The sequence below is a fragment of the Psychroserpens sp. genome (genome assembly GCF_045105015.1).
In the GTDB taxonomy this organism is placed as follows: domain Bacteria; phylum Bacteroidota; class Bacteroidia; order Flavobacteriales; family Flavobacteriaceae; genus Psychroserpens.
Genome location: NZ_JBGCCX010000033.1, coordinates 1 through 25,723, shown reverse-complemented (window position 1 = coordinate 25,723; position 25,723 = coordinate 1). Strand labels below are relative to the sequence as shown.

At 32.1% G+C, this 25,723-nt stretch carries 24 protein-coding genes; 14 read left to right on the top strand and 10 right to left on the bottom strand.

Annotated elements, in window-relative coordinates:
* The first annotated feature begins 30 nt into the window (after positions 1-30).
* Together AB8B90_RS02655 and ettA are read left to right on the top strand one after the other, a co-directional pair.
* Positions 31-213, top strand: a complete 183-nt coding sequence (locus tag AB8B90_RS02655; protein ID WP_148370196.1) for a CAL67264 family membrane protein — start codon at positions 31-33, stop codon at positions 211-213.
* The gene (ettA, locus tag AB8B90_RS02650; protein ID WP_405333373.1) at positions 213-1,904 is read left to right on the top strand and encodes an energy-dependent translational throttle protein EttA; all 1,692 of its coding nucleotides are present in this window, start codon (positions 213-215) and stop codon (positions 1,902-1,904) included. The genes AB8B90_RS02655 and ettA overlap by 1 nt, the downstream gene beginning before the upstream one ends.
* Positions 1,905-1,983: 79 nt before the next feature.
* Here ettA and AB8B90_RS02645 read toward each other — a convergent pair whose 3' ends face one another.
* The gene (locus AB8B90_RS02645) at positions 1,984-2,205 is read right to left on the bottom strand and encodes a hypothetical protein (protein ID WP_405333371.1); all 222 of its coding nucleotides are present in this window, start codon (positions 2,203-2,205) and stop codon (positions 1,984-1,986) included.
* Positions 2,206-2,617: 412 nt separating this feature from the next.
* Here AB8B90_RS02645 and AB8B90_RS02640 point away from each other — a divergent pair, with 412 nt between their 5' ends.
* The 8 genes from AB8B90_RS02640 (at position 2,618) to AB8B90_RS02605 (ending at position 12,334) form a co-directional block, all read left to right on the top strand.
* Complete coding sequence (locus AB8B90_RS02640) at positions 2,618-3,961, top strand: microtubule-binding protein (RefSeq protein WP_405333369.1); 1,344 nt, start codon at positions 2,618-2,620, stop codon at positions 3,959-3,961.
* Between the two features lie 121 nt (positions 3,962-4,082).
* The gene (locus AB8B90_RS02635; RefSeq protein WP_405333367.1) at positions 4,083-4,265 is read left to right on the top strand and encodes a hypothetical protein; all 183 of its coding nucleotides are present in this window, start codon (positions 4,083-4,085) and stop codon (positions 4,263-4,265) included.
* 21 nt (positions 4,266-4,286) lie between these two features.
* Complete coding sequence (locus AB8B90_RS02630) at positions 4,287-5,330, top strand: hypothetical protein (RefSeq protein WP_405333365.1); 1,044 nt, start codon at positions 4,287-4,289, stop codon at positions 5,328-5,330.
* 4 nt (positions 5,331-5,334) lie between these two features.
* A complete protein-coding gene (locus tag AB8B90_RS02625) occupies positions 5,335-7,296 on the top strand; it encodes an AAA family ATPase (RefSeq protein WP_405333363.1) in 1,962 nt (653 codons plus the stop codon).
* A gap of 8 nt (positions 7,297-7,304) precedes the next feature.
* Entirely contained in the window at positions 7,305-8,540 is a 1,236-nt protein-coding gene (locus AB8B90_RS02620) for a DUF6638 family protein (RefSeq protein WP_405333361.1), read from the top strand.
* A gap of 48 nt (positions 8,541-8,588) precedes the next feature.
* Positions 8,589-9,125: a hypothetical protein gene (locus tag AB8B90_RS02615; protein WP_405333359.1), complete on the top strand. Its 537-nt coding sequence runs from the start codon at positions 8,589-8,591 to the stop codon at positions 9,123-9,125.
* 43 nt (positions 9,126-9,168) lie between these two features.
* Complete coding sequence (locus tag AB8B90_RS02610) at positions 9,169-10,869, top strand: hypothetical protein (protein WP_405333357.1); 1,701 nt, start codon at positions 9,169-9,171, stop codon at positions 10,867-10,869.
* A gap of 214 nt (positions 10,870-11,083) precedes the next feature.
* Complete coding sequence (locus tag AB8B90_RS02605; RefSeq protein WP_405333356.1) at positions 11,084-12,334, top strand: T9SS type A sorting domain-containing protein; 1,251 nt, start codon at positions 11,084-11,086, stop codon at positions 12,332-12,334.
* Here AB8B90_RS02605 and AB8B90_RS02600 read toward each other — a convergent pair.
* Together AB8B90_RS02600 and AB8B90_RS02595 are read right to left on the bottom strand one after the other, a co-directional pair.
* Positions 12,311-12,787, bottom strand: coding sequence for a GNAT family N-acetyltransferase (locus AB8B90_RS02600; protein WP_405333354.1), 477 nt, complete (start codon positions 12,785-12,787; stop codon positions 12,311-12,313). The genes AB8B90_RS02605 and AB8B90_RS02600 overlap by 24 nt on opposite strands.
* The gene (locus AB8B90_RS02595; RefSeq protein WP_405333352.1) at positions 12,774-13,796 is read right to left on the bottom strand and encodes a formimidoylglutamase; all 1,023 of its coding nucleotides are present in this window, start codon (positions 13,794-13,796) and stop codon (positions 12,774-12,776) included. Before AB8B90_RS02595 ends, AB8B90_RS02600 begins: the two co-directional genes overlap by 14 nt.
* A gap of 109 nt (positions 13,797-13,905) precedes the next feature.
* Between AB8B90_RS02595 and AB8B90_RS02590 the strand changes: the two genes are divergently transcribed.
* The gene (locus tag AB8B90_RS02590) at positions 13,906-14,787 is read left to right on the top strand and encodes a chromosome partitioning protein ParA (protein WP_405333350.1); all 882 of its coding nucleotides are present in this window, start codon (positions 13,906-13,908) and stop codon (positions 14,785-14,787) included.
* 74 nt (positions 14,788-14,861) lie between these two features.
* On the opposite strand, the gene hutI is transcribed toward AB8B90_RS02590, so the two are convergent.
* From hutI to fumC, 3 genes are all read right to left on the bottom strand, one after another.
* Complete coding sequence (gene hutI / locus AB8B90_RS02585; RefSeq protein ID WP_405333348.1) at positions 14,862-16,097, bottom strand: imidazolonepropionase; 1,236 nt, start codon at positions 16,095-16,097, stop codon at positions 14,862-14,864.
* An 81-nt stretch (positions 16,098-16,178) separates the two neighbouring features.
* A complete protein-coding gene (locus tag AB8B90_RS02580) occupies positions 16,179-17,606 on the bottom strand; it encodes a T9SS type A sorting domain-containing protein (protein ID WP_405333346.1) in 1,428 nt (475 codons plus the stop codon).
* Between the two features lie 37 nt (positions 17,607-17,643).
* Positions 17,644-19,041, bottom strand: coding sequence for a class II fumarate hydratase (gene fumC / locus AB8B90_RS02575; RefSeq protein WP_405333344.1), 1,398 nt, complete (start codon positions 19,039-19,041; stop codon positions 17,644-17,646).
* A gap of 154 nt (positions 19,042-19,195) precedes the next feature.
* Here fumC and AB8B90_RS02570 point away from each other — a divergent pair, with 154 nt between their 5' ends.
* Positions 19,196-19,798, top strand: a complete 603-nt coding sequence (locus tag AB8B90_RS02570) for a YrbL family protein (protein WP_405333342.1) — start codon at positions 19,196-19,198, stop codon at positions 19,796-19,798.
* Positions 19,799-19,888: 90 nt separating this feature from the next.
* Positions 19,889-20,065 carry a hypothetical protein gene (locus tag AB8B90_RS02565; protein ID WP_405333340.1) on the top strand — a complete coding sequence of 59 codons (177 nt, stop codon included), beginning with the start codon at positions 19,889-19,891 and terminating at the stop codon, positions 20,063-20,065.
* Positions 20,066-20,144: 79 nt separating this feature from the next.
* Here the strand turns inward: AB8B90_RS02565 and AB8B90_RS02560 are convergent, their stop codons facing one another.
* The 4 genes from AB8B90_RS02560 to prfB form a co-directional block, all read right to left on the bottom strand.
* Positions 20,145-22,619, bottom strand: a complete 2,475-nt coding sequence (locus AB8B90_RS02560) for an outer membrane beta-barrel protein (protein WP_405333338.1) — start codon at positions 22,617-22,619, stop codon at positions 20,145-20,147.
* 115 nt (positions 22,620-22,734) lie between these two features.
* A complete protein-coding gene (locus AB8B90_RS02555) occupies positions 22,735-23,160 on the bottom strand; it encodes a hypothetical protein (RefSeq protein WP_405333336.1) in 426 nt (141 codons plus the stop codon).
* 13 nt (positions 23,161-23,173) lie between these two features.
* Entirely contained in the window at positions 23,174-23,515 is a 342-nt protein-coding gene (gene arsC, locus AB8B90_RS02550; RefSeq protein WP_405333335.1) for an arsenate reductase (glutaredoxin), read from the bottom strand.
* Between the two features lie 2 nt (positions 23,516-23,517).
* A protein-coding gene (gene prfB / locus AB8B90_RS02545; protein WP_405333333.1) for a peptide chain release factor 2 occupies positions 23,518-24,628 on the bottom strand; the annotation gives its coding sequence in 2 pieces (ribosomal slippage) (positions 23,518-24,564 and positions 24,566-24,628; 1,110 coding nt in all).
* Positions 24,629-24,731: 103 nt separating this feature from the next.
* Here prfB and AB8B90_RS02540 point away from each other — a divergent pair.
* Positions 24,732-25,723, top strand: a 992-nt coding sequence (locus AB8B90_RS02540) for a DUF5117 domain-containing protein (RefSeq protein ID WP_405333331.1), incomplete at its 3' end; no start/stop codon positions are given.

Sequence of the window (25,723 nt, the reverse complement as noted above, 5' to 3'; positions counted from 1 at the left end):
AACTAACGAAAAAATTAAGAATTACTAAATATGGCAATGAATAAAAATACAGTGTTAGCTTGGGCTACCACAATCATGATAATAGTAGGATTAGGTTTAATAGCATTAGGAGCATTTCGATATGATGATGTTGCTGGTTGGGGATTTGCTTCTGTAGGTATTGGCTTTTTTGCTATCGCTTGGGTGTTTAATGCTTTAAAAGGTAGAGTGTAATGAGTGACGATAAACAAATAATTTTTTCAATGTCTGGTTTAACCAAGACATTTCAATCTGCAAATACACCTGTTCTAAAAAATATATACCTCAGTTTTTTCTATGGTGCAAAAATAGGAATCCTTGGTCTCAATGGTTCTGGTAAATCAACTTTGCTTAAGATTATTGCTGGAGTTGATAAGAATTACCAAGGAGATGTCATATTCAAACCTGGTTATACTGTTGGTTATCTAGAACAAGAACCTCAATTAGATGACGAAAAAACAGTCATGGAGATTGTTCGTGAAGGCGCAGCTGAAACTGTAGCGATTTTAGATGAATACAATAGTATTAATGATCAATTCGGATTAGAAGAAGTATATAGCAATCCTGATAAAATGGAAAAGCTAATGAATCGTCAGGCTGAACTTCAAGACCAAATAGATGCTGCTAATGCATGGGAATTAGATACCAAGTTAGAAATTGCTATGGATGCACTTCGTACTCCTGATGGCGATAAAAAAATTGGTGTATTATCTGGAGGAGAAAGACGTAGAGTAGCGCTTTGTCGCTTATTACTTCAGGAGCCTGATGTGTTATTATTAGATGAGCCAACCAACCACTTAGATGCAGAATCTGTACATTGGTTAGAGCATCATTTAGCACAATATAAAGGAACTGTGATTGCAGTAACTCACGATAGATATTTCTTAGACAATGTGGCTGGTTGGATTTTAGAACTCGATAGAGGAGAAGGGATTCCATGGAAAGGTAATTATTCATCATGGTTAGATCAAAAGTCTAAACGTATGGCACAGGAGAGTAAAACAGCTTCCAAACGTCAGAAAACCTTAGAACGAGAATTAGAATGGGTTCGTCAAGGTGCAAAAGGTCGCCAAACCAAACAAAAAGCACGTTTAAAGAATTATGATAAGTTAATGAGTCAAGATCAGAAACAACTTGATGAAAAACTTGAAATTTATATTCCTAATGGTCCTCGTTTAGGTACAAATGTTATTGAGTCAATAGGTGTTAGCAAAGGTTATGATGACAAACTACTCTATGAAGATTTAAATTTCAATCTACCTCAAGCAGGAATAGTTGGTGTTATTGGTCCAAATGGAGCAGGTAAAACAACAATATTTAGAATGATAATGGGAGAAGAGACTCCAGACAAAGGAGAATTTGTTGTTGGTGAAACTGCAAAAATCGCATATGTTGACCAGTCGCACTCAAATATTGATCCTGAAAAATCTATATGGCAAAACTTTAGTGATGAGCAAGAGTTAGTTATGATGGGTGGAAAGCAAGTAAATTCTAGAGCATATTTAAGTCGTTTTAATTTTTCTGGAAGCGAACAAAATAAAGCAGTTAAATTATTATCTGGTGGTGAAAGAAACCGTTTGCATTTAGCAATGACGCTCAAAGAGGAAGGTAATGTATTACTTTTAGATGAGCCAACTAATGACCTTGATGTCAATACATTAAGAGCATTAGAAGAAGGCTTAGAAAACTTTGCTGGTTGCGCAGTAGTAATTAGTCACGATAGATGGTTTTTAGATCGTATATGCACACACATATTAGCATTTGAAGGTGACAGTCAAGTGTATTTCTTTGAAGGTAGTTTTTCTGATTATGAAGAAAATAAAAAGAAGCGTTTAGGTGGAGATTTAATGCCTAAACGTATTAAATATAAAAAGTTAGTGAGATAAAAATCACAATCTATAATAATCAAAAAAAGCCAGTAAATTTATTACTGGCTTTTTTGTATGTGTGAATTAGATTATAATACTAATCGTATAAGTGTCCTTCGGTAAAATCTGTGTATTCTTTATCAACTTTGGATTTATATTTATTCTTATCCATTAATTTTCTGTTTTCAGCTTTAAGCTTATACATTTTTATAACAGCTATGCCTATAAAAATAGCGAATATTACTGCAGTTACAATCAGTACAATAGTGAGCTGAGTGGTGCTGACAAGGGAATATGACTTAATGAAGTTCGCTAACATGATTTTTAAGTTTAATTAGATTTGGATAATCAAATATACAATTTTAATCCATTTGCCAACTATTTAATTTTAAAAAAGTTACATTTTAACATTTACACTTCATCGGATTTTTAATACCATTCGTCTTGTGTTACAACTATAGTCTTATTTCTTTCATTTTTCAGATGATTGTTATTTTTTAGAGAATTAATTTAGAATCTTCACAAATCTTTTATTATGTCCTACTTTTTTGATGATAATTATTAAATTATTGTGTTTTGTAATTCATAATTATAGATCCTATTTGTAGAAATATGTAACAAATTATTCAAAATATCTACTGATATTTTAAGCATATTAAGTTTTTAAAATGATATTTTTTAACGAAATTGCTTATCCAAAACTTTGTTCAACTTAAAACACTACATAAAATATGTCTGATGATTTTGATTTACTAGAAACTAATACTAATGAAAAGAGTGAAAAAGTAGATGTCAATTGGGGAAAAGCCATAGACACTATGAAATCTAAATTGGCTCAAGAAGATGATCCAGAAAGTCGTCAGAAGATTTTAAATGCAACACTAGATGATGTTGTTCACATGGCTGAGCAAGATAGAAGTACACTTTTAGATGCTATTAAAGACTTGACAGATTATCAAGATGAAGTCGGAATTATTTTCGAAAAATTCTCTTCACTTAATCCAAATGAACAAAAGGTTATTGATGATGCTATCAAACGTCTTGAACGAGCAAAAGTTGAATTAGAAGATGCTGAAGCTAAACCTGATACCTGGTGGAATAACCTTTGGGGAAGAAAAAGTAAAATCAAAAAAGCCCAAGATAACCTCAATGAAGCACAAAAAATTCGTGATGCAGCAGATAACAAAGCTAAGGCGATGTTTCAAGAGCGTATAGAAAGCGCAGATATTCAAACCTTGTTAAGCGAATTAAGTTTTAAATCTCAGGCGGCTGTTACACGACTTAAAAATCGTGAAGTTGAAATTAAAGAAGTTGAAGACAAATTACAAACAGCTATTGTTGAGGCAACAAAAAATCATACAAAAGCATTAGAGAAGAAAAAAGAAGTAGAGGCTAAACTTGAAGAAAAGTACGCAGCCTTAAAACAAGCGCGACAAGCCCTTGAAGAAATTGTCGACAAACAATCAGCTGAGTATGCTCAAGCGATTGGTGATGTTACGACTCTAGAGCAAAAAGTTGAGGAATTAGAAGGTCTTAAAAATGCCTACACTACTTTAGCAGCATCTAAAGATAGTTTCGTTCACAAGCATAATTTAACAATTAAAGTATTAACATCATTACGTAGTAACTTGCAAACGCATCGTGCTAAATTAAAAAGTGACACCGAAGAACGTCTTAAATATTATGATGGTTATGTTGTGGCTTTAAAGGCAAGAACAGATCAAGAATTTGCGGCTATTCTTGAACATTTAGGAGTGAAAACAGATGAGCACATTGGAGAAACACTTGCATCTATGCACACAGCAAGTGCTAAAGCACGTCAGGAAATGATGGATAATATTCCAGTTCATGAAAAAGTAATGCAAGGTGTTTACAGTAGTTATGCTGAGGCCTTACAAGAAATTAGAGCTAAAGATGTTGACATTCAAAAGAATTTCGCTGAGCGTTATGGTATCGATATGAAAGAGATTTTTGAAGATTACTATAAAGCAGATCCCAATAAACCTTCTGGAGATGACGGAGATGCTAATGATACTCCAAAACCTGAAGGCGATAATGATGACTTATTGAGTTAATATATTGAGGGCGTTTCCCTCTGTTGCTAAGCTTCAGAGGGTCAGGCTTTCTTTACTCGCTCTCTTTGAGGAGCTCAAACAAGCCAATCAATCCTTAACGCATTCTTAAACCATTGCAATAATGAAAAACACTACTGTTTTTTCGATATTCATAATTTGCTTATCGTTAATCGCAATTCTATACATTCGTTCTTCAAACGATCATACAGATTGTACAGTAACTACAACAACAAAGGTTTCAGAAGACGGTTTAACTAAAGTAACAACAACTAAGCATAGTTGTCATGATAACCACAATTTATAGTGTAGTTTAAATGCTAAATAAATGATTGTAACTCCATTAGATTCCGCAGTTTTAGATTCTAAAGAACAATATATATTTTATCACAAGAAAGTAGATTTTGTGCTTAAAGAACTCATTGTAAGCGTTCAAAAAGAGAATTTATGTACGTCAAAAGAATTGGTATTCTTTAAGCAGTATTGCGATTTATTAATGTATTCAATTGAAGCCATGCGTGTTAAATACATGTATGATGAAGAAGACAATATGAAAGTCGATTTGACAGATTCTGGTTTTCCTAATTATCTAGAATTTAGATACCTCTTTAATGATTTATCATTGAGAGACAATTACATTTCAAAATTAAAAGATGTTAGTCAGCTTCAAGATGAATTTTTAGACCAATTACTTCGAAAAAAACAACCAGTTAGAAAAGACAAGCTATTTCAAGCGTCTTCTATTGTGTATTACACGTCAGTCGAACAGAAATACATCTTTAATCGATTTGTACAAGGAAAAATAATTGAAGCTCCAGAAAGTGCCTCAGCTCAATATATGACAAGCTGGAGTTTTTATGATGTTGCACATAATCGTCCGTTTATTTGTTATATGTATTTTGATTATGATGGTCGAAATATTGACAGTTATAAAAATGATATTTATGAGGTTTTAAAACACACAGCAGATCGTGATATGAATCTTGATACCATGGCTTACGGTATTGATAGAAAATTACCAGATGTAAAACCTAAACATATTAAACGCATAGATTTAGGTCCCTTTCATAATGTATTTGCAAAAGATGAAAATGAAATTACTCATATCATTTTAAAAAGTATCGCTTCAAAAGAAATTCCATTAGAGTCTTATGCTTTATCGCTTAGAATAGATGAAGTATTTTCAGGAAGTGAGTTCAAAGAAGGCGGCTATTTTAGTAAACAAACGCTACAAAAATGGAGTGATGTTATAAAGCAAAAATATGTGTTTGCGCCTCATCGTATTATTCAATTATTATATAATAAAGCACCAGAGGTAATGAACCTCTTGGCTAAACCACCAATAGAAGTAGCTAAATTAAAAATGAAATAAAAATATGGAACACAATTCAACATTTCCAATAAAACAAAATGAACTTGATATGCTTCGAGATGAAGCTACTTCCTATATTAAAAGTGTACAATGGGAGCAAGGTCAGCGCGCAAAAAACAAAGACAAAGATGCAAAAGATGAGTCCATTCTTTTGTATTTGTCTCGTGCTAAAGGAAATGGTGGAGCTGAAGCAACTTCAGTCTCTAAAACCATATTAGAACTTAAAAAACGCTTGCTACCAGAGTCTATTGCGATTCCAATTCATTTAAACCAAACACTTTATGCGGTTCAGGAAGGAATAACGCTTGGTATATGGATAAAAGATAGTTTTTATGACGCTTCCGGTTTATCAAGTTTATCCGAAAACAAATCGGCATTAGACAATTCTGGTAAACGCGAGTATGAAAGCAAAATGCAAACTGCTACTGCATTTATGTTATTTTCAACTGCGTATAAGATTTTACATGATTTACAAACGATTGCTTCTGATGATTTAAGTGTCATGAAGAATAAATTTGCAGGAATTCCAGAGGTGTCTTTAATGTCTCCTTTGAAAGGAATATCCTGTGCTTTATTTTATTATGACAAGTATTTAGGTCATCCTGAAATCGTGAAGACGGATAAAGATGTTGTTGATTTTACAGTTGTTTATTTTGAAGCACTTATCGCTGAAATTCAAATGCGAAAAAGCAGTTTAGAATACACTGAAACGATTACAGATAGAACCTACAAATTAGAAAACTCAGATTTTGCTGTTGCAGGTTGGGATAATGTATTTCAGGGTGCGGCTAAAAGTGTTGAGTTTAATAAAATTCAGTTTGAACAAATTGTTGGGAATAGAGATGCCAAGCATTTTGCACGACGTTTAACAGAGCGTATGCTAAGTTATGATTTTACGGCTAAGAAAAACCCGTTCCAAGAATTAGGTGGATTTATGCCTGTTTTTATGGGTTATGGAATTCCAGGTACTGGAAAAAGTATGTTAATTGCAGCTATCGCGACGCGACTTAAAGAACATTGCGATAATTTAGATATTCCATTGTTATTTCATCCAATGCCAGATACCTTAATTTCTACTTTTCAAGGTGGTTCTGCTGAAAAAATGGTGGAATGGATGAAACCCTTACAAGATCCTTCAAAGTTGATTTTCGCACCAATTGACGATGCTGAAAATAATTTACAAGAACGAACTGCCCAAGGTGTTTCTGCAGGTGTTAAAGAAGTGATTGGTGTCTTCCTTAGATATACAGAAGGTGCTTATGCTGTAAATTACGGAAACAGTTCTATAGGACTTTTTACTAATCTTCCAGAGATGTTAGATAAAGCGGTTATTTCTCGTGTTCAAGGTCGATTTAAAATTGATGGTGCTCGTACTGAACATGATTTCTTAGATCAAGATCATTTATGGTGGCGTAAATTTGATGATACGATGCCAGATTTCGTCAATATGCAAGGTCCTGAAAACTATAGTTATTTACAAGATCAAGGCTTAGCTAAAAATATGGGAGAAATCTTAAATGTGTCAGACAAACCAACTGATGAACGCGTTTTAGATGCTTATGATAAAATTGAAGGAAGTTTTAAAACGAATCAACATTTGTTTTATGCTAATTTGTATAAAGAAATTCAAAAGGTATTTCCGTTTTTCTCTTCTCGTGATGTAAGGAATATTCAAAGTGCAGTGTCATTACGTTTAACAGATTTTGATTTGGAAGAAGATTGGTTTGAAAACCCAGACCTATATTTCAAGAAAGATTATGATACCAAATTCAATATGCTTCAAGAATTGATGCGTGCTAATATGAAAGGTTTAGACTTTTCAGAGATACGTCGTCAAGAAGTTGTAAGATATTTAGATAATGTAGCAACTATAGCTGATACTGACTTTAAACGTAAAGTAGATGCGAGAGTAAATCAATTAAACATTGATCAGGAAGCTAGAGAACAATTTGGAAGAAACAGCTAGTCATTAAAATGCAAAAACTAAAAGCAGCAAATCTATATCGAAGTGAACTCATTCCAATTTCAGGAAAATTAGTTGAGCGTTATAATCAATGCTTAAAAAAACTAGGATTTTCAGAAACAAAACTTGAAACGTTTTCTATTGACGGAATAGGATGGAGTCCTGAAGTCGCTGAAGAAAAAGGAGAACAGTATTATTTGAGTAATGGTGAATCAAATCCGCATGGAATTATTATTTCACCTTTACAGAACAACAAACCTGTCTATTTGCCTAATCATACATTTGATAGGGAAATGATGCAACATATATTCAAAGCCTACGGAAATAAGATCAATGATATTACAAGAGATTCTGCCATTTGTATTGATTTTGACCAAAGAATAGATGCTTTTTATGAGCCCTTAGATGTGCTCAAATACAATACTATTCATATCAATTTTCATTTAATGAATAACTTGTATCATCAACAAGAAGAACAGTTTGCATTAATTGAAAAATTTAAAAAAGACCATAATTTTATAGATGAGGATATTCATGCGGAACTTTTAGAATCCGCAAAAACATATGGAGATCTAAGACAAAGAGATTTAGAATTGCCTGCTATAGATTTTAAAGTAAATTCATTTTATACAAGATCATTTGGAGGTATATATGTACTGAGAGATTTTATCTCACCAATTTTAGTGTTTGAAGACAAAAAATGGTACAAAGAGGCTATAAAAGATACCATTCACGATGTGATTATTTTTCATATTTCTCAACCAGAATTATTGGAGAAACTTCGTGATCATATCATTATAGCTTATGATTTAGAAGAAATCGTAGCAACCAAGCGTTACGAACGTATCAAAAAATTTGAATTTGCTCAATATTTAAAGGATACACAACATCCTATTAAAAACATCTTAAATGATCCATTATTGTTTAAAAGTTATTTAAACAAAGTCGATATTAATGTCCGTAAAAAAGTCATGAGTGTTGAACGCTATCTTGAAAAATTAGAAACCAGTAACCAGTATAAAATTTCAGACATAGTAGATAAAGATCTTTTTGAAGCAATGCATGAACCACATTCTAGTCTAAATCCAAAACATCAGGATTTGATTTGGAAGCTTTTGATTAATATTTCTGCTAAAGATATTTTGTTTCTATATTGGTATGATAAACAAGAGTTCTATAAGCTTTACAAAACTTGGGATGCATCTTTACAGGACTGGGTAATTGAAGTCATAAGTAACAATATCTAAGAAATTTAGACTAACTTTATAAAGGCTTCTAAATAAACAAAGTAAATTATGGGAATAGATATTATCGTTTTTATTGCATCAATATTATTTGGTATTTTTTTCTACTGGAGAGAATCAAACAGTAATAAGGTTTATCGTTTTTTAAATAAAATTGTAAATAGTAAGGAATTACAAATGAGTGCAGATAATCCAAAGGGATTTGTCTATAAACAAGTCTTCATTCCTAGAGTTATTTTTATAGTAACTTCTGTGTTAATAATTGGATTGATTATTCAATTTTTAACTCCTATCGAAGTCTTTACAAATTATTATGTGCTGTCAGGTTTTGCGTCTTTTGCTACTGGGACTTTAATTGGTACCTATTTGGCAAATTTTGTTTTGAAATCTACTAAAGTTATCGAAGCACAAAGCGAATCCTTAGAAGATAAATTTGATAGTGTTGTTGAAAAAGGTAAAGATTTTATTGATGACTTTAAAAACAAAGAAGAAGCTATTATTGAAGATGCAAAAGAAGACATTAACATAGAGGTAGATTCTAATAAAAAATCTGCTAGAGAGCGTTTAAAAGATAAAGGTTTAATGTAAGAACAAAGCTCTTAATAAAATTAAGATTAACTAAATAAGACTAATGATAAGATCATATTGGAATAAAGGAAAAAAGCAAAAAATAATAACTGTAGTATTAAGCCTCGTTTTAATTATTGCACTTTTTGTATTGCGTGACGATTATCAACCTGGATTACTATTCATTAGAAAATACATATTCGTTATTATTTTAAGTTTGGTAGTGTTATTATTCGGACTAAAAAAGTTCAGAAGTTCTGCAAGTACTGGAAAACGTCTCGGTGTTCTTGTTGCTCTAATTGCTTTTTTCGGATTGATATATTTAGTTGGATGGCATCTGAAATTGTATGACTATATGAAAACATACAATGTGTTTAATGACTTAAATAAAATCGAAATCAATGAATTGCCATTAACTCAAAATGAACGTATTCAGCCCTTAAGAAATATATTTTCTATGGCTAATGAAAGTGTAGGAGAGACGAAAGACGTATCGCTTCCGCATTTGGTTCGTGTAGATGATGAAAATAAATGGACAATGGCTATTCAGCCTTCAGAAAATTATACGTTTCAACAAATAAGTGATAATACCGAAGAAGTGTTTGCTGTATCAAGTACGACACCATTTCCACGCTTTTCAGCTGAAAATAGAATACCAGTAACCTTTTCTATTGGAGAATCTTTAAAGTTTAGTCGTAATACTTATAACGCTGTTGTGCAACGATTTAATCCTTGGATGCTAGTTAATTACGAACCTAGCGATACGTTCTACATGAAAGATGATAATGGTAAATGGGTTCAAGTAGTGAGTTTAATTAAATGGAAAGGCTTCTTTTTTCCTTATCCTAGTTTTGGAGGTGTAATGGTTATTGAAAATGGAGAACATGATTTTAATGACTATATGGAACGAATTACCATTGGTAAAGGAACTTTTATTGCACCAGATGAAATGAAAAATTATCCCTATCTCAATAAGCAAAATACTTTAGCTGAAAAAGTGTCTCGACTCCAAGCAGAATCATTAAAGTTTCTAGCAGGATTTAGTGATCCATTACCTTGGAATATGGAAACTGCTGTAAAAATTCCTGATATGCCAAAAGATCAAAATCAGCAACCTTATGTCACCGATTTTGATTTTGCTGGTTCAAATACAGATGCGTATAGCGGATTGTATCATTGGTTTGGTCTAGAGCCAGTTGGTGCGGAACGTACAAGTTTGAGTTTTAGTGTTTTTATTCCTGCCGATGGTACCGATCAATTTTATTATTACAATCATGCAGCAAAAAAGCAAGGTTATGCTGGAGTTTCGGCAATGCCTTTAAAGGTAAAAGAATCAAGAAAAGAATATGATTGGGATGCTAATACTCCAACAGAGTTTAGACCTTATATTAAAGATATTGCTGGTCGAAAACGTTTGTTTTTCTTAGGGACAATTTCTTCAATTAGTAAAACCAATTCTCAACAATTTGATGGTTCAGCTACTCCAGATTTAGTACTTATTGATAGTGAGTATCGTGATGTAACTTGGATTGATGTAAAGCACCCAAGCACATGGGATAAAGAGGTTTACGATCAGTTAGGAGAGGCTTGGAGAGCCAGTGAAGGAATTGGTTATTTTTATCAAGACGAATTGGTTGACGAAGATTTAATAATTCAACAAACTGTAGATTCTATTATGGCCATGCCTAAAGTAGACGAGAAAACCAAAGAAATTGAAGCGCTTCAGCGTAAAATAGATTCTTTAAAAGCTATTGGAGAAAATTAATCTAATGAAGAAGAATTCGTTTTGGGAAACTATTAATTCTTACATGAGATTTGAAATTATGATTGTAATCATAATTTTATTGTTACTATTACTAATAATAATATTTAAACATATTCTTGGTTTTTAATAATAGTAATAAAAAAGCAGGTGCTTTATTGGGCTAAAAACTTCATTTTAAAAACCTTACCTTTAAAAGAATTTAATTAGTATAGGTATGAGGTATGTATTCACATTCTTATTATGCATTCAGTTTTGTTATTCTCAAACAGCCTGCTTTGACACATTATTTGATGGCTATAATATTAGCTCTGTAACAGATGATCATCAATTTATTTGGGTAGGAACCTATAATGATGGTATGATTTCTTACAATAAAGATACAAGTGAGATTTTATTTTATAATACATCTAATAGTGCGATTTCTAGTAATTCAATTCAATCTGTTCTAAAATCAAATAATAGGCTTTATATAAGTACTGATAATTCATTGATGGCTTTTTCAAATAATAGTTTTCAAGAAATAAGTACTACAATTCAAGGTATTATGGCTGTTGCACCAAATGGGAATTTAGCAGTTGCAGCTCCATATGAATTCAATATATTGGATTTAGATAATCAAATCACATATACTAAGGATTTATTAACACTAGTCACACCGTCTTGTTGTGGAAAAACTACTGACATAGAATACGATAGTACTGGTAGACTATGGCTTTCTAATTACGCGTTTTATGAATTTGACATACTCACTTATGGAAATGGTATTTGGGAAGTATATGATATTAATAATTCAATTTTACCAATAGAATCGTTCTATGATTATAATCGCTTGGCTGTTAATGAAAGTACTGTGATGGTGACAAACAGTGGTGGTAATATGCATAAATATGAAAATAATATTTGGGCATTTGAGCATTCTGTAGAGAATCCTTCTATTTTAAATGAACAAGAAAATATCAATGGTTTGATGATAAATGCAATTGAATTTGATATGAATGGTGTGTTTTGGGTTGGTGCTGGAAATTATGAAAATACGAGCTTTGGAAAGATTGCATATAAAATTGAAAATGATTGGGCATTTATAGATAATAATACAGAAGAATTGCCAGGAGTTAATTTATTTGAAGAATCTCAATACGATTTTGATATTATGTATGCGGCCACCAATGATGGTTTACTTATTATAGATACAAATTGTTTAGAGTTGTTATCAACAGAAGATTTTGAAAATGAATCAAATATGGTTACTATTTTTCCTAATCCAACTACTGGCTTATTAAATATTAATACTAATTTAAACAGAAGTTTATCTATTAGACTTATTAATAATATAGGTCAAGTGTTGCAAAGTCAAACGGACTTTAGAAATGATAGTATCGATTTATCTAATTATTCTGCTGGTGTTTATACTTTAATTTTAGAATTTGATAATAAAACTGTTTTAAAGAAAATTTTGAAATTTTAATTCCATCTTTATATCACTTCGTGCATAGACTGAATTTGGCTCAACAGGAATTTCTATAAATCCATATTTTCTGTAAATGTAGATTGCGTTTTCTAGTCGTCTATTTGAGTATAATATCAGTTTAGGTAGCTCGATTGATTTAGCAAAATCAATGCAATGTTGCATTAATTGTTGCCCTATTTTTAAACCTCTATACTTTGGGGTAACAGCCATTTTTGTGAGCTCAAAAAGATTTCCTTCAATGGGCATTAACGCAACAGTACCTACAATTACCCCTTCAAGTTTGGCAAAAAAGATATGACCACCTTTATTGATAATATATTGATTAGGTTTACTTAAAATCTCCTCATCAATCGGTTCTACATAAAAATAAGTTTTTAACCATTCTACATTCAACTCATAAAAATCATTGGCATATGAGTTATCAAAAGGAATAATCTCAATGGTTTTCATGAGCTCTAATAAAATCAGTAATAAGATAAGTAATCAATTTCCCAATATTAGTTGAAGATTCTGGAGTAGGAGCTGCTTCACAAATATGCAAATAACTAACATTAATGTGAGAGCCGAAATGATGAACAAATTGTCTAGCTTGACTAAGTGTAAAACCACTTGGTGACATTGCACTACTTGGCGTATTTAAAATCGCATCGCAATCTATCTCTAATCCAAAATTTGAATTTGAAACATGACCCAGAGCTCGTTCTATTTGAGATTTAAGCTTTAATTCTTTACGAACTACAATTGATTCATAAGTATTGTATTGTATGGTTTTAAGTTTATCTATAGTATTTAAAATAGCTTCAGAAATATAATTTTCATGTAATCCAAAAATGAAATAATTTTTCAAAAATCCTTCAGCATATGCATAACTAAATCCATTTCCGCTATGTCGCCCTTCTTCAGCTCTAAAATCGTGATGAGCATCAAAGTTAATGGCGTTAATTGGTTTTTTTAATCCCAGTGAGGTTCCTTTAATATTCCCATAAGCATTGTTATGTCCACCACCAATTATGATAGGAATCTTTCCAGCACTGACAATTTGTGATACTAAAAATGAAACACTTTCATCAATTTTAGATACTATTTTTCGCGCTTTTTGGATATCTTTTTTCTTATTCTGATCAAGTTTTTCTAGTTTATTTTGATATTTTTCAAAGTCTAAATATCCTAAAATAGAAGCCTTATTAGCCTGAGTAAATGAATTACTCTGGATGTTTAACAAAACTTTAATTGTAGCATCCCAAGCTTCATAAGTACCTGTTTTCCCATAATTTGCAAACACACCTACATCTTCTTTTATCCCAAAAATAACATAGGTGACATCCATTTTTAACAATTGTCCGTATATATTATCAAAGTTTGGAAGCAACTTGACATGTTCTCCAAATTTGGATTCTTTAGGACGTTTATTCAGAAGCTTAGATAATTCTGAAGTTGTAAAAGGTTTTAAGTGTTCCATCAACAAAATTGATTAATTTTGACGTATTAAAAGTACAGATTTTTATTTTCAGCTTAGCAAATAATTAAAAGAATTAACGTTTTTAAATAACAAAAAATACAAGCATAACATGGAAGATTCTAACAGTAAAGGTATTGGGTTAAAAATTGCTTTGGGCATATTACTCGCTCTGTTTTTAGCAACAGCATTTTACACGTCTAAATTGTATAATGAGAAAAAAGAAAATGAAGCGACATTGACGAGAGAAAAAGAGCAAGTAATGACTGACTTGAGTTCAATGGCAAAACAATATGACATTGCAATTGGAGAAAATGAAATCTCAAATCAAAATCTCATTGATGCTAGAGAACGTATTCAAGGTCTGATGGATTCTTTAAAGATTTCACAAAACAGCGTAAATAGTTTGTGGAGATACAAGAAGAAATTTATGGTATTGCAAAGAGAGATGGATGTTTTATTGACTGAAAATGATAAATTAAAAGTTGAAAATGCAATGTTAGCGACATCTTTAGATAGTACTAATTTGCAATTACAGGAGAGAACTGTATTTACCGATTCATTATTAGTTCAGAACACTCAATTATCTGAGGTTGTAGAGAATGCAGCAGTTTTACAAACAGTTGGCTTAAAAGGTTTTGGAGTTATTGAAAGAAACTCAGGAAAATTGATTCCAACTGAAAGAGCACGACGAAGTGACAAAATTAGAGTGTGTTATACTGTAGCCAAAAACGCATTGGTTGGAGCAGGAGATAAGGAATTATATGTTCAGGTCTTAGATCCTAAAAACAATGTTTTAGGAGCTAATGAACAGATTCAATTTGATGATACTATTTTAAACTATAGTTTAATTAGCAAGTTTAATTACGAAAATAAAAACTTAGATATTTGTGAATTTGTTTCACCGAATGATGATTTTGTAGAAGGACGTTACGTTGTAAATGTCTTCAACCAAAACGAATTAGTTTCCACCTCTGAGTTCTCTTTAAGATAAATTCAATGTCTATTTAAATCAAAATCCGAAAACTTATAAAGTTTTCGGATTTTTTTATTTAATGTGAATGGAATTTAATATATCTGACCATTAATAATCACAGTCTCTATGTGATTATCACCGAAAGCATATGCTAAATAATGATAGCTTGGAATCTCTTTTGTGATAATAATATTTGCTTTTTTTCCTCTGCATATACTTCCATACATATTAGAAATATCCATAGCATAAGCACCATTTATAGTAGCTGCATTAATAGCTTCTTCTGGTGTCATTTTCATTTTAATACATGCTGCAGATACAACAAAATTCATATTCCCACTTGGTGTAGAACCTGGATTATAGTCAGTTGCTAGTGCTAAAGGTAATCCAGCATCTATAAGTTGTCTCGCAGGTGTATATGGAATACTTAGAAAGTAGGAACAAGCAGGTAATGCAACTGGAATCGTTTTTGAGTTTTTTAGAGCTTTTATGTCCTCTGGTACTAACTCTTCAAGATGATCTACAGACAAAGCTTTATGTTCAACACCCAAAGCAACTCCACCAAATGCATTAAATTGGTTGACATGAATTTTTGGTGTTAATCCATTTTGAATTCCAGCCTCGAGTACACGTTTAGTATCCTCTAAATCGAAATACCCTTTTTCACAAAACACATCGATATAATCGGCTAACTGTTCCTTTGAAACAGCTGGAATCATTTCGTTAACAACAAGGTCAATAAATCCCTTCTTATTATCTTTATAAACTTTTGGAATTGCATGAGCAGCTAATAATGTAGGTTTTACTTTAATTGGAAAATCTTGTTTTAACCGTTTAATAACTCTAAGCATTTTTAATTCAGCTTCAACAGTTAAACCATATCCAGATTTAATTTCAATAGCTCCAGTACCCAGTTTAATTACTTTTTTTAGCCTGTTTGAAGCTTGCAGATATAATTCATCTTCAGAGCTGTTTTGTAGTTTTTCTGCAGAATTCAAAATTCCACCTCCACGATTAGCAATGTCTTCGTATGATAATCCGTTAATTCTATCTACAAATTCTTGTGTTCTATCTCCTGCATAAACTATATGTGTGTGTGAATCACACCATGTTGGCAACACTGTTTTTCCAGTGGCATCAATAGTTTCGTCGGCATGAATTCCAGATAGATCTTCCATTTTTCCAAATTCAACAATGGTGTCATGATCTATAAAAAGATACGCGTTTTTGAGTGTTGGTAATTGTTTCATGTCACTACCTTTTACAATAGTAACATTAGAGTCTCTTACTTGAACTAACTCTTTTATGTTGGTGATTAAAATTGACATGTGAAGTATAAATTACGCTTAAAAATATAAAAAAAAGCGCTGGCAAAATGCTAACGCTTTACGTTTTATAAATGATAATTATTAATTCTTGATAAATTTATGTGTGGTTTCAAAGCCATCGAATTTTATTAAATAGATACCAGCTTCAAGTTTCGAAACATCAATTCTAGTTGTTGATTCTAAAGATGTTTGAATTACTTCTTTACCTACAACATCTAAAATGGTAAGATTTAAAATCTCATTTCTATCTGTTTTAATATTTAATATGTTTTCTGCAGGATTAGGATAAATTTTTAAGCCTTCTACAGTAAAGTTTTCAACTCCTAGAGTTATTAGATTATTTTCTAACCAATCAACAGTATCAGTATTATTACTAACAAAAGCAATGTCAGTATCAGTATCAGTATCAAAATCTCCAAAAGTAATGTCATGCATCTGCTTACTATTATCTACAATTGTAGTTGGAGTTGCATCAGGACTAGCATTACTATTTCCTTTAAACCAAATGATAGCATCGTCTGCAATACCAAAATCTGTTACAATTACATCATTTAAAGCGTCACCATCAATATCCATAACTCTAGCTACAGCAGGAGTTGAAATAATTGATGCATCAGAAATTACAGTAGGAGTAGAAGTACCATTTTTTATTTTGTTATACCAGGTCACATCACCAGAACTAAGATCAACAGAAATCACATCTAATTGTCCGTCATTATTCACATCAGCAAATCCAATATCATTTATTCTTGAAAGCGTATTATCAACTGTTTGAGTATCTTTTATCCAACTAACTGCTGTAGATCCACTTTCGATATATTGATTATAGTAAATCTCAAGCCTCTGAGGAGCTGGAAATTTATAAATCCCAACCAATACATCTAAGTCAGTATCTCCATCATAATCAGCTACATCAACATAATAAGAAGTATCAATGCCTCCACCATCAATTTGTATAACTTGTTCAGAAGCAAAACTACCAGTACCATCACCTTCATACCAGACTGTTTTAAATTCTGAAAAAGATGCAACAATAACATCCATGTTTCCATCTAAGTTTATATCACCAGATTTAACTTGTCCAGGTGCAAAAAGCATATTGTCAATTGATATTTCTGGACCAAAACCACCAGCACCATCACTTAAAAAACAAACTACTTTGTTTTGATTTTGGGACGAAATAATAATATCATCTCCAAATTGTCCATCGATATCTGCAACGTCTAAACCATCTATATAGGTAACAGATGAAGATATTGTTGGTTGTATAGTGAAATTGCCAGAACCATCATTTTTATACCATTTGATGTAATCAATTGATCCACCAAAATCAAATGTTGCCATAACTAAATCAATGTTTCCATCTCCATCTAGATCACCAGATTCAATTTCAAAAGGTTCATTTCCAGTATTCGGGTCAATTTCTTCTAGTGGAGCAAAAGTTGTTTGAGCAATTGCTGAAGAAGAGAATAATAAGAAAATAAATAAATTAAGTAAAGTTGTTTTCATATGAAGTGTTATTGATTATCAGTTTAATATAGGAAATTTATTTAAGAGAGCCTACCATATCCTCAGGTTTTACCCAAGCATCATAATCTTCAGCTGTTACATAACCAAGATTAATAGCTTCTTCTTTTAGTGTAGTTCCATTTTTATGAGCTGTATTTGCTATTTCAGCAGCTTTATAATATCCTATTTTAGTATTTAAGGCAGTAACCAGCATCAATGAATTGTTTAATAATTCTTTAATAACACTATGATTTGGTTCAATTCCCGCCGCACAATGGGCTTCAAAACTAACACAAGCATCACCAATTAATTGAGCTGAGTGCAACACATTAGCAGCCATCATTGGTTTAAATACATTCAATTCATAATGACCTTGAGTGCCACCAACTGTAACAGCTACATCATTACCCATTACTTGTGCACATACCATAGTTAATGCTTCACATTGTGTCGGGTTTACTTTACCAGGCATGATTGAACTACCAGGTTCATTAGCAGGAATTATGATTTCTCCAATTCCACTTCTAGGTCCAGAAGCCATCATTCTAATATCGTTTGCAATTTTATTAAGTGATACTGCAATTTGCTTTAACGCACCATGAGTTTCTACAAGGGCATCGTGAGCAGCTAGTGCTTCAAATTTATTATCAGCAGTGATAAAAGGTAATCCAGTGAATTTTGCAATGTATTCAGCAACTAGTTCGCTATAACCATTAGGTGTATTAAGTCCAGTTCCAACTGCTGTTCCACCAAGAGCTAATTCTGATAAATGCGGAAGTGTATTCTCTAAAGCGTTTAATCCATGGTCTAATTGAGAAACGTAACCTGAAAATTCTTGTCCGAGCGTTAACGGAGTAGCATCCATGAGGTGTGTTCTTCCAATTTTCACAACATCTTTGAAAGCTACAGATTTTTCATGTAATGTATTCCTTAATTTTATAACTCCAGAAATTGTGGTCTCAACGACTTTCTTGTAAATTGCAATGTGCATACCAGTTGGAAACGTATCATTTGATGATTGAGATTTATTTACATCATCATTAGGTTGAATTGTTTTTTCACCTTCACCAATAACTTTTCCTGCTATTTGATGTGCTCTGTTAGCAACAACTTCATTAACATTCATATTGCTTTGCGTACCAGAACCAGTTTGCCAAATAACTAGTGGAAACTGATCATCGTGTTTGCCTTCTAAAATCTCATCACAAACTTGTCCGATTAAATCTCGTTTACTGTCGTCTAAAACACCTAATTCAGCGTTAGTAAATGCAGCAGCTTTTTTTAGATAGGCAAAACCATAAACAATTTCTAATGGCATTGATGCAGCTGCACCAATTTTGAAGTTATTTCTAGAACGTTCTGTTTGCGCTCCCCAAAGTTTATCTGCAGGTACATTAACATTACCCATCGTGTCTTTTTCTATTCTGAAATCCATAATTTTGTGTCTGATTTTTAGAAATACAAAGTTAGGATTTTGATAGTAATTGTTTAATAATTATCACTTTAATTTTTCATTTATATTTAAAAAACTAACTTCGTCAATATGTTAATTGGAATCTATAATCTATAGTTAAATAATTTGAAATTTAATGATTGAAATCAAAGACGAACATTTTATTGCAGAAGGCGTTTACCAAAAATGTTATCTTCATCCTGAAGATGAAAATTTATGTATTAAAATTAGCAAGCAAGAATTAAGTACATCTCGATTATTATATGAAATTAATTATTTTAAAAAAATAAGTAAAAAAAATTGGAAGAAATTTGAATATCCTTTCTTCACAAGGTATTACGGACAAGTAAATACAAATCTAGGAGATGGTTTTGTTTATGATTTTATAACTGATGAAACTACGGGCAAGATTTCTAAAACAATGGAATATTACCTTTTAAATTCAGATCCAAAAGTAACTGACGATATGTTACGATATGCGTTTAATCGCTTAAAACGATTAATGATAAAGCACAGGATAATTGCCAATGACATTAGATCGAAAAATATTTGCTGTAAGATACTTAAAGATGGGACTATACAAATGATTATGGTCGATGGAGTAGGACACAGAGACTTTATTCCTATTGTAGAATGGTCAAGTTATTTTGCAAAAAAGAAAATAGAACGACGTTTAGTAAAGCATGATTTACATGATATTGATATACAAAGAGCATTCTTAAAAAGTTTACAAGAATAATTCTTTTAATATCCTGTTAATAAAACCCAAATAAACTATTGTAAAACAAATCTGATTATTATATCTTTGTAGCAACAAAAAAAAAACCACATGTTTGAATTTGACCAATATTTAGGATTTTTAGCATTTTTAACCATTTTAACAATAGGGTTTTGGTTAATGATTTTCTTAATCACATTTGTCGTTCCTTATTGGATAGGAGGTTCGTTAATGGAGCGTTTAAAAGAAATTAAAGAAGAGAAAAAGGCGAAGCGTCTAAATAGTTAGACGTAGCTTCTACATAAAATAAAAAAAGGAAACCAATTTTTGGTTTCCTTTTTTTGTGTCAATTTATTTAAAAAAGGTTTTAACCTTCGAAATCAAAATCGTCTCCACCGCTTCCAGAACGCTCACGCTTTTTCTTTTGGTTAAATCGGTAAGTAAATGATAAGTTAACTGTTCGCACTCTCCATTGAAATTCACTATCAGAATTAAATGTAGGTGCCATAGTTTCTGTTATTCTCTTTCTCGAGTTGAACACATCTCTAACATTAACTGCTATAGAGGCTTTATCTTTAAACAGATCTTTACTGAAGGCTAAATCCATTGAAAAAATTCCATTTGTTTTATTTTGTGCATCTTCTCGTGGACCTCTGTAATTCATTCTTGTTTGCCAATCAATTTTGCCAGGAAGGGTATACTTATTATTTAATCTAACAAACCAACTTAAGTTTTCTGCACCAAAATCAGTACCTTGGAATTCTCCCTCAGTTATATTTTGGAATATATTAAAGTTACCGTTGATATTCCATTTTTTTGTTGGTCTGTAAGTAAGTGTAAACTCAAACCCGTAACGATCATTAGTGGCTAAATTTACAGGCGAAAGCCTTAAAATAGGAGTTAGATTTACATCCTCAGATGCTTGTAATTCTTCAAAATTTGGATCGTTTACATTAACAATCACATTACCATCAAAATCAAAAAAGTCATTAGTGTCAAACGTAATAAAATTAAAATTATCAGTGGTTCTTTGGTAATAAATTGAAGAATTCAATGTTAGTTTTTTATTAAAACGTCTGTAGTATCCTAAATCGACTGTATTTGAGAAACTAGGATCTAAATCTGGATTTCCTTGAAATAATCTTGTAGGAGAACTTCGTGAGGGAAATGGATTTATAAAACGCGATCGTGGTCTTCTAATTCTTCTGTTGAAGCCAAGTGTAATGTTTTCGTCATCACTAAGTTCAAAGGCTAAATTAATCGTTGGAAAGAAATTTGTGTAAGTTTTTCTGTTGAACTGACCACTCGTTTCCTGATCAATTGTGATACGAGAATTTTCCATTCTTAATCCCAAGAGATAACTGAATTTCTTACCAATTTTACTTCCAAATTGAGAATAAACAGCATTAACATATTCTCTATAAATGAGATTGTTAGTTAAACCTGTATTTAATTCAAAAAATCCCGAGTCTAAGTTCTTTAGTAAAACGGTATAATCTGTATCTAAGGTTAAAAATTTCCCTTGATAACCAAGTTCTAACTGACTTACTTCTCCAATTGGTAAGACATAATCACTTTGCATAAAAACACGATCTTGACTTTCATCAGTAGTCACATCTTCTCTTGGATCATCGTTTTGTTCAATAAGTGAATTTTCTACTTCATTACTTTGTTCATATTGAAAATTGAAAGTCAATCTATGGTTTGTGTCGTCCCCAAATTGCTTGTCATAGTTCACGGTATATTGAATCGTTCTATCATCTTCAGTTTCTGCATCGAGTCGATTTCTGAATGTGGTTTCATTCATTGCATTATCAAATTCAAAAATATCATTATTACTCTCTTGACTATTATTACTATCTCTAAACTGAATAGAGGTTGTCAATGATGCCTTATCTGTGATATACCATTCAACACCAAAATTGGTATTCAAACCTTTCCGTTCACGGTCAAAGGTTCTAGTTTCTTCGAGTCGGTCTAGAGATGGAAGAAATTCTGAATCTGTTTTAGCATTACCAGGCACTTCTCTGTAATTGTAACTTGTGGTATTAAAAAAATTAAAATCTCCTGTTCTGTAATTTATATTTCCTGAAATTCCTGCTTGTAATGGAAAACCTGTATTTACTGTAATGGCTCCGTTTAATCCTTGAAGTTTACTTCTTCTAAGAATTATATTTAATATACCAGCTGTACCTTCCGCATCATATCTTGCCGAAGGAGATGTAATGACTTCAACACGTTCTATAGCTTCAGCAGGTAATTGGCGCAAAGCTTCCGTTGAATTTAATCCTACTAATCCTGAGGGTTTTCCATTAATTAAAATCCGAACATCATCATTTCCTCTTAAAGCAACATTACCTTCAACATCTACAGAAACAGAAGGAACATTGTCCAAAACATCACTCACAGTTCCGCCACTAACAGTCATATCCTTTCCAATAGTGTAGATTTTTTTATCGAGCTTTATCTGCGCAGTCGTGCGCTCTGCTATGATTTCTATAGCATCTAAAGCTTCCACATCAAGAGATAAGCTCACAACACCAAGATCCATTTTTTTGTCCAAAACCTTATTTGTATAGATTTTTGTTTTGTAGGATAGATATTCGATTTTTACGTCATACGTTCCAGCCGGAATTCTAATTTTAAATTTTCCATCCAAATCTGTCACACCTCCAGTTACAATCGTATTTTCCGAAGCATTTATAAAGGAAATGGTTGCGTATTCTAAAGGGAAATTTTCTTCCGCATCTATGACTTTTCCTGTAACGGTAATTTCTTTTTGAGCGAATAAGAATGACGTAAAAATGAGAAGTATTAGTGTTAAAGGTAGTTTTGGTGTCATTGTTTGGTGTTAGTTTTAATAATTCAATGTGCAAAGGTAAAGTTACGTGCACCAACACTCGGTTAATCTTATGTTAAACGATAGCTAAAGCTTCGTTAAGGTTATGACACTAAAATTAATTTTTTTCTCTCTTTTTTTTCTTTCTTTTTTTCTTTAGCTTTTTTTGATTCTTTTTCCAATCTCCTTTTATTTGATTCAATATAAAGGTGATTTCTTCTGGTTTTAAAATTGTTTTTAAATCATTAAAATGATTTTTGTCTACGAGCTCTAACAATTCTCGTTTTTCCAAATTTGTGTGATTGGAAATATATACCCGTTGCACTTCATCAAAATATGAACGAATGGATTGACTGACAATTTGATTTTCGAAGGCATCTAGTTTTAATTCACTACAAATATCACTAATTAGCTGTGTTTTTACTTCCTCAGCTTTTTCTTTATAGCTTTCTTGAGCATAGCGTATTTCAGCTTCAGTTTGAGAAAAACTAAAATGAATAGTCGTTACTAATAAAAAGAAGCTAAAGAATAATTTGGTTTTCATGTATTTCTCCTATTTAAATAATTTTAGAAATTAGGGCAGAAGGTCTGCCTATCACTGCTTTATCTTTGTTGATAACAATTGGTCGTTCAATAAGTTTTGGATGCTTGAGCATTGCTTTAACAATGGCATCATTTGTTAACTCTTTTCCTTTGTAATCCGATTTCCAGATGGCTTCATTTTTCCTTATCAATGCTATTGGCGAAATTTCTAAAAGATCAATAATTTTATTTAGAGTATTTTCGGAAATTGGTTCATCAAGATATTTTACTATCTCAAATTCCTTGCCAGAATTTTCAAGTATTTCTAAACCTTCTCTAGATTTTCTGCAACGTGGGTTGTGATATATTGTTATCATAGTTATAATTCGTTTGGATTTTCTTCTCTCTGCCCCATCATCATTAGGTACGCTTTCAAAAACGGTTCTAAATCGCCATCCATAACAGCATCAACATTTCCTGACTCATGACCTGACCTTACATCCTTGACCAATTTATAAGGATGCATTACATAGTTTCGAATTTGACTTCCCCATTCGATTTTCATTTTTCCAGCTTCTATATCATCACGCTGCGACATTTGTTTTTGGAGCTCAATTTCATACAATTGCGATTTCAACATTTGTAAAGCTCTCGAGCGATTGTCATGTTGTGAACGTGTTTCAGAACATTGAATTTGGATACCAGATGGTTTATGTAGCAGTTGAACCTTCGTCTCAACTTTATTTACATTTTGGCCACCAGCACCACTAGAACGTGCAGTTGTAATCTCTAAGTCAGATGGATTAATCTCAATTTCTATACTGTCATCAACTAAAGGGTATACATATACTGAAGCAAAACTCGTATGTCGTTTTGCGTTGCTGTCAAATGGAGAAATTCGCACGAGACGATGTACTCCATTTTCCCCTTTAAGCCAGCCAAACGCATAATCACCTTCTATTTCTAAAGTAACTGTTTTGATTCCTGCAACATCACCTTCTTGAAAGTTGAGCTCTTTAACCTTAAAACCATTTTTTTCGGCATACATTAAATACATGCGCATGAGCATACTTGCCCAATCACAAGATTCTGTTCCTCCAGCACCAGCAGTAATTTGAAGTACAGCACTCAAACTATCACCTTCATCCGACAGCATGTTTTTAAACTCTAATTTTTCGATAACGGAAATAGCTTTATGATATCGCATTTCTACATTGTCTGTAGTAGCTTCTCCTTCTTTGTAGAATTCATAAATAACTTCTAAGTCTTCTATGAGTGTTTTGCCAGAATTGTAGTCGTCAACCCAACTTTTTTTCTCACGAATGGATTTCATCACCAATTCTGCTTGCTTGGAATCGTTCCAGAAATTTGGGTCAAAAGTTTGTTCTTCCTCGTTAGATATTTCTATCAGTTTAGCATCTATGTCAAAGATAGTGCCTTAGTTTGTCAAGGCGAGAAGTGAGATCTTTAATTTGATCTGAAGTTATCATATAAATAATTTTTAACAAATGTAAAACGAAAGTCTCATTAGCGAAAGATTTAATTTACTTTTTTAGTATTAATTTATGTAATTTTATATGCTAAATTGTTCTTATGAAATTACATATAATTGCTTCATTTTTCTGCTTTTGTTTTGTGCAGTCATTTTCTCAAAATTTTAATGACAAGGATTTGAAAACCTACAATGGGTTTTTTAATTTTTCTTATGAAGAAGCAACCGATAAAATCTACTTAGAAGTTAAAGACTTAAACAAGGAATTTTTATACGTGAACTCTCTAGCTACTGGAGTTGGTAGTAATGATATCGGTTTGGATCGAGGTCAATTAGGAAGGGAACGTATTGTGAAATTTGAAAAGGCTGGTAATAAGTTATTACTGGTTCAGCCTAATCAAAATTATCGTGCAATAACGGATAATGAACTCGAAAAAAAGAGTATTGAGCAAGCTTTTGCGAAATCAGTTTTATTCGGTTTTGAAATTGAAGAAAAAGCTAATGGAATTTACATTGTTGATTTTACTCCATTTTTGATGGAAGATGCTCATGGAGTTGCCACAACAATTAAAAGAGCGAAAGAAGGAAATTATAAATTGGATCTCAGTAAAAGTGCAATGTCATTAGAGAAAACCAAAGCATTTCCTAAAAATGTAGAGTTTGAAGCCCTGTTGACCTTCAAAGGGACTCCAACAGGAAAATTAATTAAAACAGTTTCTCCAACCGCATCTCTTGTTAGTGTGATTCAACATCATAGTTTCATTGAATTACCAGATGATGGTTATAAAATGAGAGAATTTGATGTTAGGAGTGGCGCAATTTCGATGTCGTTTATGGATTATGCAACTCCAATTCAAGAACCAATTAGAAAACGTTATATAATTCGTCATCGTTTAGAAAAGAAAAACCCGAAGGCCAAAATAAGTGAAGCTAAAGCGCCTATTATATATTATTTAGATCCAGGGACTCCAGAGCCTGTGCGTTCTGCATTACTCGATGGCGCTCGTTGGTGGAATGAAGCGTATGAGGCTATCGGATTTAAAAATGCGTTTCAAGTAGAAATGCTTCCAGCTGATGCAGATCCTATGGATTG

Coding starts and splice junctions, on each gene's coding strand:
- AB8B90_RS02655 (WP_148370196.1), top strand. CDS start 31: ATGGCAATGAATAAAAATACAGTGTTAGCTTGGGCTACCACAATCATG.
- ettA (WP_405333373.1), top strand. CDS start 213: ATGAGTGACGATAAACAAATAATTTTTTCAATGTCTGGTTTAACCAAG.
- AB8B90_RS02645 (WP_405333371.1), bottom strand. CDS start 2,205: ATGTTAGCGAACTTCATTAAGTCATATTCCCTTGTCAGCACCACTCAG.
- AB8B90_RS02640 (WP_405333369.1), top strand. CDS start 2,618: ATGTCTGATGATTTTGATTTACTAGAAACTAATACTAATGAAAAGAGT.
- AB8B90_RS02635 (WP_405333367.1), top strand. CDS start 4,083: ATGAAAAACACTACTGTTTTTTCGATATTCATAATTTGCTTATCGTTA.
- AB8B90_RS02630 (WP_405333365.1), top strand. CDS start 4,287: ATGATTGTAACTCCATTAGATTCCGCAGTTTTAGATTCTAAAGAACAA.
- AB8B90_RS02625 (WP_405333363.1), top strand. CDS start 5,335: ATGGAACACAATTCAACATTTCCAATAAAACAAAATGAACTTGATATG.
- AB8B90_RS02620 (WP_405333361.1), top strand. CDS start 7,305: ATGCAAAAACTAAAAGCAGCAAATCTATATCGAAGTGAACTCATTCCA.
- AB8B90_RS02615 (WP_405333359.1), top strand. CDS start 8,589: ATGGGAATAGATATTATCGTTTTTATTGCATCAATATTATTTGGTATT.
- AB8B90_RS02610 (WP_405333357.1), top strand. CDS start 9,169: ATGATAAGATCATATTGGAATAAAGGAAAAAAGCAAAAAATAATAACT.
- AB8B90_RS02605 (WP_405333356.1), top strand. CDS start 11,084: ATGAGGTATGTATTCACATTCTTATTATGCATTCAGTTTTGTTATTCT.
- AB8B90_RS02600 (WP_405333354.1), bottom strand. CDS start 12,787: ATGAAAACCATTGAGATTATTCCTTTTGATAACTCATATGCCAATGAT.
- AB8B90_RS02595 (WP_405333352.1), bottom strand. CDS start 13,796: ATGGAACACTTAAAACCTTTTACAACTTCAGAATTATCTAAGCTTCTG.
- AB8B90_RS02590 (WP_405333350.1), top strand. CDS start 13,906: ATGGAAGATTCTAACAGTAAAGGTATTGGGTTAAAAATTGCTTTGGGC.
- hutI (WP_405333348.1), bottom strand. CDS start 16,097: ATGTCAATTTTAATCACCAACATAAAAGAGTTAGTTCAAGTAAGAGAC.
- AB8B90_RS02580 (WP_405333346.1), bottom strand. CDS start 17,606: ATGAAAACAACTTTACTTAATTTATTTATTTTCTTATTATTCTCTTCT.
- fumC (WP_405333344.1), bottom strand. CDS start 19,041: ATGGATTTCAGAATAGAAAAAGACACGATGGGTAATGTTAATGTACCT.
- AB8B90_RS02570 (WP_405333342.1), top strand. CDS start 19,196: ATGATTGAAATCAAAGACGAACATTTTATTGCAGAAGGCGTTTACCAA.
- AB8B90_RS02565 (WP_405333340.1), top strand. CDS start 19,889: ATGTTTGAATTTGACCAATATTTAGGATTTTTAGCATTTTTAACCATT.
- AB8B90_RS02560 (WP_405333338.1), bottom strand. CDS start 22,619: ATGACACCAAAACTACCTTTAACACTAATACTTCTCATTTTTACGTCA.
- AB8B90_RS02555 (WP_405333336.1), bottom strand. CDS start 23,160: ATGAAAACCAAATTATTCTTTAGCTTCTTTTTATTAGTAACGACTATT.
- arsC (WP_405333335.1), bottom strand. CDS start 23,515: ATGATAACAATATATCACAACCCACGTTGCAGAAAATCTAGAGAAGGT.